Source organism: Trueperaceae bacterium, from assembly GCA_031581195.1.
Classification (GTDB): Bacteria; Deinococcota; Deinococci; order Deinococcales; family Trueperaceae; genus SLSQ01.
Genome location: JAVLCF010000109.1, coordinates 1 through 7,921 on the forward strand (window position 1 = coordinate 1; position 7,921 = coordinate 7,921).

A 7,921-nucleotide genomic window follows, 5' to 3' on the forward strand; every position below is an offset into this window, starting at 1 on the left:
ATCGCGGAAGTCGAAATTGCAGAACGGGCTATCAAACTGGAGGTTGGCGAAACTTACTCGTTAGAAATCGACCGCATATCCGAACCCGTCTCTTGGGTCCCAATAACGCTGTCGTCCAGTAACTCTTCCGTTGTGCGAACCGACGGCTCCTACAAAGTTGAGGGTGTTGGAGTTGGATCGGCAACTGTCACCGCCTATGCTGAGGAGGCCCCCTCAGTTTCTGATACTGTTGAAGTTACTGTAGTGCTCCCACAGATCCTAACGGTGACTGACCGCACGACCCCCGAGCGGGGTGGAAAAACCGAATACAGTCGGGGAAGCGTAACGCTGAGTTTTGCCGGCGCAAATAATCTTGAAGGTCTTGAAGTCGTGTTTGGAGGCGTTCCTGACGGGGTGCGGTTTGAAGAACAAGCGCGGGGGCCTGATTGGCGGCAGGACGGCTACATTGTTATCTACGACGTTATAGCGGCGAAAACGGCGCGCCTCGGCCCGAGCACGGTACGGGTAGAGGCTACACTCGGCGGGCGCAAACATCTTGGCTCGGTAATTATTGACGTGGAGCCGCATCAGCCCGCAATCCTTGTAAAAAGCTTCAGCGTCGGCCAACGCTATGCTGATTATCCAACGATCTCCATGCGCTTCGAATATTTGGGAGAACAAGCTGTCGAAAATGCCGACATTTCTGCGCGATGCGAAGAAGACGGATACGACGGCCTGTACACCCGCTTCAATGGCAACGTGACTCGACTCGTACCTGAGCGTAGCGGATCAGTAAATCTCCCCTACTCGTCGGGGTTTCCCTACTTCACGGATAATGTCGTGCGTTGCAGCTTTTCCGCACGTGGTGCCGGCGAATCCATCCGCGTTGAGTATTCAGATGACTGAAAGCGGGCGCTTCCAAAAGTTGTCCGCAGACAAGCCGCTACCCAGGTTGAGGTGTCATCCACCTCCTCTCTAAGTTTTCTCGAACCGGCTAGCGACAGCTGGGAGTGGCACAAAGATGATTTTCTGTGGCTCTGGCGGTTGCCCGCCAAGTGTGACGACTCAAGCCCGAGCAGCCGGTACGACACTGAGATTTTCGTCCCAAGCTAAGCGGCCGCTCTCGCCGAGGCACAAAAGGTCGTTTAGTCCACCAAAATCTTGCCTCTTCGCGCAGTACTTGTGTACTGGTTTGCCCGTGCATTCGAGCTTCGTACACTGCGCGGCCATGGAGATCCCCGAGGGGTTGATTCGTTACTCCGTCGGGATCGAGGATCCGGACGACCTGATCGAGGACCTGCGGCAGGCGTTGGCCGTCCTGGACTGAGCCCCGCGTCGAGGACCGGGCACGTCGAGCATCGAGAACGAAGAACGCGGCGTCCGAAGGCGGACGCCGCGTGCTCGTGGTGGAGCTGAGGGGATTCGAACCCCTGACCTCCTGAGTGCGATTCAGGCGCGCTCCCAACTGCGCCACAGCCCCGAGCGCCCATGATGCTACCGCAGGGCCCCGCGCCGGTCAAACCGCCGGTACCGCCCGCACGCCGAGGGCCGCGGGGACGGTACGATGCGCGCATGACCGACGGTCCGAGCGGCGACACGCCTCCCGACGACGCGGCGCAGAGCGACCTCGGCGTCGTCGAGATCGTGGCGCCCCTCCCCGCGAGTCGCGTCCAGCGCGTCGCGGCGGACGCCTCCGCGCGCCTCGACCTGCCCGTCGAGAAGCTCGTTCCGTTGCTGGACAACCGCGTGGGACCGGTCACGAAACCGCTCCCCCGCGCCAGCGCCCAACGCGTCGCGGACGTCCTCGACGCGGTCGGCGTGGAGGTCGAGGTGCGGTCGGTCCCCGCTCCGGACGCCCCCACCCCCGACCCCCCGAGGAACGACGACGCTGCGAGGACCGACGACGTCGACGACGCCACGGACGGCGACGCTACGGACGACGACGCCACGGACGGCGACGCCACGCCGGACGCGGGAACGACGCCCACCCCCCCGCCGTCCGACGCCGCCCCGACCGACCCGCCGGAGGCGACGGCGCCCGGCGCCACCTGGCGGCCTCCGCTCCTCCCGCGCGACGATGCGGCCCACGCGACGGACGACGCGACGGACGACGCCGACGACGCACCGGCCGGTCCGGCGCCCTCGAAGGGCGATGCGGAGCCCCCCCCGGAGGCGGCCCCCGCGGAGGCGGTCCCCCCGGAGGGCAGGCCGGTGGAGGCGAGCGCCGGCCCCGAGGACCGCGCCGCGGAGGCGGATGCGCCCGATGCCCCTGCGCCGGACGCGCCCGGGCCGGACGCTCCTGCCTCGGGCCCCACGGTCTCGAGCGAGGCCGGGTCCGGCGGCGACGTCCCGAACGCACCACCCGGGGGGACGCCCGACGACGACCCCTGGCAGGGGGTGCTGGAGCCCCACGAGGACGACGACGTGTTCGGAGCGTGGACGACGCCCCGCGCCACGCCCCCTGCCCCGTCGCGCGCGATGCCGGACGCGACCGAGGCGGCCCCCGCGCCGTCCCCGCAGGCCGCCGTCGACGGGGGCGCGGCGGACGACGACGGGGACGACGACGCGGATCGCGAGGCGGAGGTCGCTGCGGACGGTGGGCGGGCCGGCGGTGCGGCCGGCGGTGCGGCCGGCGGTGCGTCCGACGCCGCCCGGCCTGCCGACACGAGCCCGTGGATCCGTTCCGGGTTCGACGAGGACGACGTGCGGTGGGCGGCGGGGACCCGCGACCCGTTCGCGGAGGCGGAACGGCGCGAGCGCGCCGTCCGTCGTCTCGTGCTGGGGGTGGCGTTGGCGTTGGCGATCGGGGTGTTCGGGGTGCTGCAGTGGATCTACGCCTGACGCGAGCGTCATGAACCTCACGATTCAACCTGCTACGCTTCGCGCATGAATCGCGACCGCGTCCCGACCGCTCGCCTCCGTCGCGCCCTCGTCACGTGGGCGTCCGTCGTCGCGCTCGCCGCGACGGGAGCCGCTGCCGCCCAGGCGGACGGCGTGACCTTCGACGTCGAGATCCTCCGCGTCGACCTCGTCGTGAACGACGACGGCGAGACCGTCGAGCGCTTCGAACCGGTGACCGAAGCGGTCCCGGGCGAAGAGATCGAGTATCGCGTGACGGTGCGCAACGAGGGCTCGCGCATCTACCGCCCCGGGACGCTCCCGGTTCGCCTCCCGATCGGGGAGGGCGTCCGTTACGTCGCGGGGTCCGTGGGGCCCGTGGACGGCGACCTCGTCGTCGATGCGTCCGTCGATGGCGGGGAGACGTTCACGTCGCTGCCCGCCGACCCGGACGCGGACGACGGCGACGCGGACGCGTTCGATCCCGCCGCGGTCGACACGCTCCGCTGGACCTTCACGGTGCCGTTCGAGCCCGGCATGGAACGCGTCCTCGTCTACCGCGTGCAGGTGCTCTGAGGGCACGTCCCCCCGGGCCGCGCCGCGCGGCCCTCAGGCGTCCGGCGCGTCCTCGTACTGCAGTTCGTACAGGCGCCGGTAGTACCCGTCCTGGCGGAGGAGCTCCGCGTGGTTGCCCTGCTCGACGAGGCGGCCCTGCTTCATGACGAGGATGCGGTCGACGTTCTGGATGGTCGACAACCGGTGCGCGATCACGATGCTCGTGCGGCCCTGCATCAACTTCTCGAGGGCGTCCTGAATCAGGTCCTCGGTCTCCGTATCGACGTTCGCGGTCGCTTCGTCGAGGACCAACAGGATGTCGGGGTTCTGCACCAACGCCCGCGCGAACGCCAGCAGCTGCTTCTGTCCGGTGCTGAACCCCGCGCCGCGCTCCCGGACGGGCGTGTCGTACCCCTGCGGGAGGCGCGCGATGAAGTCGTGCGCGTTCACGAACCGGGCGGCCTCCTCGACCCGCTCGTGCGGAATGGTGTCGTCCCCCAGCGTGATGTTGCTGCGGACCGTCCCGGAGAACAGGAACGGGTCCTGCAGGACGATGCCGACGTGGCGGCGGAGGTCCACCTGGTCGTACGCCCGCACGTCGCGCCCGTCGAGCCGGACGGCGCCGTGCTGCACGTCGTAGAAGCGGCTGACGAGGCTGATGATCGTCGTCTTGCCGGCCCCGGTGTGCCCCACGAACGCCACCGACTCGCCCGGGTGGATGGTGAGCGACAGGTCCTTCACGACCCAGTGCTCGTCGTCGTAGGCGAACCACACGTCCTCGAACGCCACCTCCCCGCGGAACTTCGTGTCGAACGCGTCGGGGTCGGGGCGGTTCGTGACCGCCTCGGGCGTGTCGAGCAGCCCGAAGATCCGTTCGCTCGACGCCATCGCCGCCTGCAGGATGTTGAACTTGTCCGACAGGTCCTGCAGCGGCCGGAAGAACATTTGGGCGTACTGCTGGAAGGTGATCAGCGTCCCGATCGTGATCGCACCGAGGCCGCCCGGCCCCACCAGATGCCAACTCGCGAAGCCGAGGATCAGCGCGGTCGTGAGGGCGCTGGCGACGTTCACGGTGGGGAAGAACAGGCTGAACCAGCGGACCTGTTCGGCGTGCGCGTCGAGCAGCGTGAGGTTCAGGTGATCGAACCGCTTCTGGTTGCGGTCCTCGCGGTTGAACAACTGCACGGTCCGCATGCCGTTCAGGTTCTCCGCGAGGTACGTGTTCGACCGGCTCGTGCGCAGCCGGACCGTGCGGTAGGCGTCGCGGAGCCGCACGCGCAGGAACGTGAGCGCCACGAACAACAGCGGCATCACCGTCAGCGTGATGAGCGCCAGGCGCCACTCGATCGTGAACATGTAGACCATCAGGCCGATCAGGATGCCGACGTCGGCGATCAGGCCGACGACGCCGTCCTTCATCATCATTTCGATCGCGTCGACGTCGCCGGTGATGCGGGTGATGAGGCGCCCGACCGGCGTGCGGTCGAAGAACCCGAGGTGCAACCGCTGGATCTTCGCGAAGATCGCTTTGCGGATGTCGTACACGATGTGCTGCCCCATCCACGAGACCGCGTACGTGTAGCCGTAGCGAAGACCGAAGTTCACGATCGCCAGGCCGACGTACAGCGCCACGATGCCGGTCAGGCCCCGCAGCCGGGCGTCGAGGTCCAGCGACGCCCACGGCTCCTGCGCCGCGAGCAGGTAGCGGTCGACCGCCGCCCCGATCAGGCTGGGGAAGACCGGCGCGATCGCGCTGTAGGCCAACAACAGCCCCACGCCGAGCGCCAGCGGGCCCTTGTAGGGCGCGATGAACGTCAGGAGGCGACGCATCAACTGCCAGTCGAACGTGCCCTCCATCCGCTGGCCCTCTTCGTCGTACTTCCCCTCCTCGCGGAGCGACCCGACGAACGCCTTCCGGTTCGCCTTGTACTCCGCCTTCGTGGCGCGCACGTCGTACGCCGGGTCCTCCATGTCGGTGAGCGGCTCGCGGGGCGCGGGCACCGAGGCGCGGCGGGGGTCGCGGGGGGCGCGGCTCACGACGCCTCCAGGTCCCGCTCGAGCTGCTGCCGGCGGTCCATGTCGGCGTACCACCCGTCCTGCGCGATCAGGTCCGCGTGGCTGCCCTCCTCGACGATGCGCCCACGGTCGAGGACCAGGATCCGGTCGCTGCTTCGGAACGCCGACACGCGGTGCGCGACGATCCACGTCGTGCGGTCCTTCTGGACCTCCTCGAGGCCGGTGAGGATCGCCGCTTCGGTCTGCGTGTCGACCGCCGACAGCGCGTCGTCCAGGATGAGGATGGCGGGGTCGCGCACGAACGCGCGGGCCAGGGCGGTGCGTTGGCGTTGACCGCCCGACAGCGTCACGCCGCGCTCGCCGAGGTGCGTCTCGAACCCCTCGGGGAAGCCCTCGACGTCGTCGAGCACCTGCGCGAGGCGCGCCACCTCGCGGATGCGCGGCATCAGCGCGTCGACGTCCTCGTCGGGCAGGCCGTAGGCGATGTTCTCCGCGATCGTGTCGCTGAACAGGTACGGCTCCTGCGGCACGACCCCGAGGTGGCGGCGGAGGACCGCGATCGGGACGGTGTCGATGGGGTGCCCGTCGATGCGGATCTCGCCGGCGTCCGGCAGGATCGTGCGCGTCAGGAGGTTCACCAGCGTCGTCTTGCCCGCGCCGGTCCGGCCGGTCACGCCGATCGTTTCGCCGGCGGCGACCGAGAACGACACGTCGTCGAGCGCCACGAGGTCCCCGAAGCGGACCGTGACGTGGTCGAACTCCACGGCCCCACGAATCGTGCGGATCGACCGGTCGACGGTCGGTCCGTCGCGGACCGTGGGTTCTTCGTCCAGGATCTGCTTGAGGCGCTGCCAACTCGTGACGCCGCGCTGCACGACGTTCGCGATCCAACCGAGCGCGATCAACGGCCACTGGATGCCCATGAAGAGCAGCACGAAGGCGCTGAACTCGCCGATCGTGAGGCCGGCCCCCGCCCCGAGCACCTGCCGCCCCCCGAGCAGCAACAGCGCACTGATGGTGAGGGAGAAGAACACCTCCATCAACGGAAACAACGGGCCGTCGACGCGGGTGAGCGCCAGGTTGCGGCGGATGAACTCGTCGTTGAGGCGCCCGAAGGTGGACTCCTCTCGCGCTTCGATGCCGAAGCCCTTCACGACGCGGATGCCGCTGAAGTTCTCCTGCGCCATGGCGCTGACGTCACTGAACTGCTCCTGCACCCGCTGGTAGCGGCGGTGGATGATGCGCAGCAGCACGAAGAAGGTGACGGTGATGAACGGCACCACCAGCAGCGTGAGGAGGGTGAGGGGCACGTTCAACGACGCCATGCGCGCCAGCGTGAAGCCGAGCAGGAGCAGCGTGTTCGCGCCCTGGAACACCGCGACCCCGACGACCATGCGGACCGCGTTGAGGTCGGCGGTGAGGCGCGCCATCATGTCGCCGACCCGGTGGTCGTCGTAGAACCCGGCGTCCAAGGCCGTGAAGTGGCGGAACAGGTCGTGCCGTACGTCGAACTGGACCTCCCAACTGGCGTTCAGGAGGGTGCGGCGCACGCCGATCATCGCGGCGGCGGCGGCGAACATCACGACCAGGATCAGGCCGATCGTGCCGAGGACCTGCCGGAACGTCGCCGGGTCCTCGCCGCCGCCGGCGGCCTGCAGGGCGTCGATCACCCGGCCCACGAGGACGGGCGCGAACGTCGTCAGCGCCGCGAACGTCACCAGCAGGGCGAGGCCGGTGCCGTAGGCGCGGGGGTAGCGGCGGGCGTAAGCGAACAGGTCGCGGAACGTGGCGCGCATCGTCTCCTCGTACGTCGGGGCGGATCGGACGTCGTCGTGGGTCGGACGTCGGGTCGGTGGGGCGGGGGCGGCCGGACGGGGCGCGCGTCGCGTGCGCACCGCCGGCGCGGCGGCCCCGTAGGGTACACCCGCCGCGCGGGGCGCGACGGGGCGCGCGGCTACCGGGTCAGGGGCGCTCGACGGCTTCGGTGACCGTCGCCCGGCCGTAGGGCGTGCCGTCGACCCGCAGGTCGAACGTCACCGGTCCCGGCACGACCGTCGGCCACGTCCCCCGCAGGACGTCGCCCCCTTCGGCTTCGGTCCGCACGACCTCGCTGCGGACCCCGTCGGAGGTCGTGGCCAGGATCACCGCACGGCTGGGGGGGACGCCGGCCGGCACCTCGAAGCGGTACGGCATCCAACGCACCTCCGGCGGGCTCGCCGGGACCTCCGGCGTCGGGCGCGGCAGCGTGCGCGCCGCCCCGTTCACCGTGAGGCGGACCGCCGCCGCGTCGGTCGCGCGGGCCGCTCCCGGAGGGGGATCTTGCAGGAGGACCCCGCTCGGCAGGTCGGGGTTCGCGACCGACGCGACGCGGACCTCCAGGCCGTCGTCCGCGAGGCGGGTCCGGGCGGCGTCGAGGGGGAGGCCGACCACGTCGGGGATGCGCGGGCCGCTGGGGGCCGCGGAGGCGTCCGCCTCCGCCCCGTCCCCGGCGGTCTCGGCCTCGTCGGCATCGGTGGCGTCCTCGGCATCCTCG

General features: G+C 69.5%; 7 protein-coding genes and 1 tRNA gene. 4 read left to right on the plus strand and 4 right to left on the minus strand.

Annotation, left to right across the window (positions count from 1 at the left end):
• Together RI554_09465 and RI554_09470 are read left to right on the plus strand one after the other, a co-directional pair.
• Positions 1 to 885, plus strand: an 885-nt coding sequence (locus RI554_09465) for an Ig-like domain-containing protein (GenBank protein MDR9392242.1), incomplete at its 5' end; no start/stop codon positions are given.
• A gap of 322 nt (positions 886 to 1,207) precedes the next feature.
• Complete coding sequence (locus tag RI554_09470; protein MDR9392243.1) at positions 1,208 to 1,306, plus strand: PLP-dependent transferase; 99 nt, start codon at positions 1,208 to 1,210, stop codon at positions 1,304 to 1,306.
• Positions 1,307 to 1,383: 77 nt separating this feature from the next.
• Here the strand turns inward: RI554_09470 and RI554_09475 are convergent.
• A tRNA-Ala gene (locus RI554_09475) sits at positions 1,384 to 1,459 on the minus strand.
• 92 nt (positions 1,460 to 1,551) lie between these two features.
• Between RI554_09475 and RI554_09480 the strand changes: the two genes are divergently transcribed.
• On the plus strand, positions 1,552 to 2,820 hold the full coding sequence (locus RI554_09480) for a hypothetical protein (protein MDR9392244.1): 1,269 nt from the start codon (positions 1,552 to 1,554) through the stop codon (positions 2,818 to 2,820).
• 45 nt (positions 2,821 to 2,865) lie between these two features.
• On the plus strand, positions 2,866 to 3,393 hold the full coding sequence (locus RI554_09485) for a hypothetical protein (GenBank protein MDR9392245.1): 528 nt from the start codon (positions 2,866 to 2,868) through the stop codon (positions 3,391 to 3,393).
• Positions 3,394 to 3,426: 33 nt separating this feature from the next.
• Here RI554_09485 and RI554_09490 read toward each other — a convergent pair whose 3' ends face one another.
• From RI554_09490 to RI554_09500, 3 genes are all read right to left on the minus strand, one after another.
• The gene (locus tag RI554_09490; protein MDR9392246.1) at positions 3,427 to 5,409 is read right to left on the minus strand and encodes an ABC transporter ATP-binding protein; all 1,983 of its coding nucleotides are present in this window, start codon (positions 5,407 to 5,409) and stop codon (positions 3,427 to 3,429) included.
• Entirely contained in the window at positions 5,406 to 7,184 is a 1,779-nt protein-coding gene (locus RI554_09495) for an ABC transporter ATP-binding protein (GenBank protein MDR9392247.1), read from the minus strand. The genes RI554_09490 and RI554_09495 overlap by 4 nt, the downstream gene beginning before the upstream one ends.
• Before the next feature lie 166 nt (positions 7,185 to 7,350).
• Positions 7,351 to 7,921: PASTA domain-containing protein (locus RI554_09500; GenBank protein MDR9392248.1), on the minus strand; the 571-nt coding region annotated here is incomplete at its 5' end.

Coding starts and splice junctions, on each gene's coding strand:
- RI554_09470 (MDR9392243.1), top strand. CDS start 1,208: ATGGAGATCCCCGAGGGGTTGATTCGTTACTCCGTCGGGATCGAGGAT.
- RI554_09480 (MDR9392244.1), top strand. CDS start 1,552: ATGACCGACGGTCCGAGCGGCGACACGCCTCCCGACGACGCGGCGCAG.
- RI554_09485 (MDR9392245.1), top strand. CDS start 2,866: ATGAATCGCGACCGCGTCCCGACCGCTCGCCTCCGTCGCGCCCTCGTC.
- RI554_09495 (MDR9392247.1), bottom strand. CDS start 7,184: ATGCGCGCCACGTTCCGCGACCTGTTCGCTTACGCCCGCCGCTACCCC.